Here is a 521-nt window from a genome sequence, read left to right on the forward strand (position 1 = left end):
GTGCGGACGCGTCCGCACGGGCCCCCTCTGGGACGTTAGAACAATCGGATCAGCCGACCGGTTCGACGCTCTCACCGGGCGCCCGACCGCTCACCCGTTCGGCCTCAAGTGCCGACTGGAGGATCACCACGGCCGCGGCCTGGTCGATCACCGAGCGGCCCTTCTTCGAGGACCGGCCGGAGGCCCGCAGGCCCTGGGCGGCGGTGACCGTGGTCATCCGCTCGTCGACCAGCCGCACCCCGACCGGCGCCACCAGCGCCGCGAGCCGCCCGGCGTACGCCCGGACCTTCGCCGCGGCCGGGCCCTCCTTGCCGCTCAGCGAGCGGGGCAGCCCCACCACGACCTCGATCGCGTCGTACTCCTCGACGATCGCCTTCAGCCGCGCCTGGGAACGGCCGCCGGCGGGCACGGTCTCCACCGGCGTGGCGATCAGCCCGTGGGGGGGGGGGACTCAGCACCCGCCCCCGCGGGCACCCCCCCGCGCGCCGCGCAACCCGGGCCCCCCCCCGGAGACAAGCGGG

At 76.4% G+C, this 521-nt stretch carries 1 pseudogene; it reads right to left on the minus strand.

The annotated features are described in order from the left end of the window. Positions 1 to 49: 49 nt before the first annotated feature. Positions 50 to 442: pseudogene (ruvX, locus tag ACFV0G_RS32150) on the minus strand (Holliday junction resolvase RuvX); the annotation flags it as partial. Positions 443 to 521: the final 79 nt, after the last annotated feature.

The organism is Kitasatospora sp. NPDC059571 (assembly GCF_042735675.1).
GTDB lineage: Bacteria > Actinomycetota > Actinomycetes > Streptomycetales > Streptomycetaceae > Kitasatospora.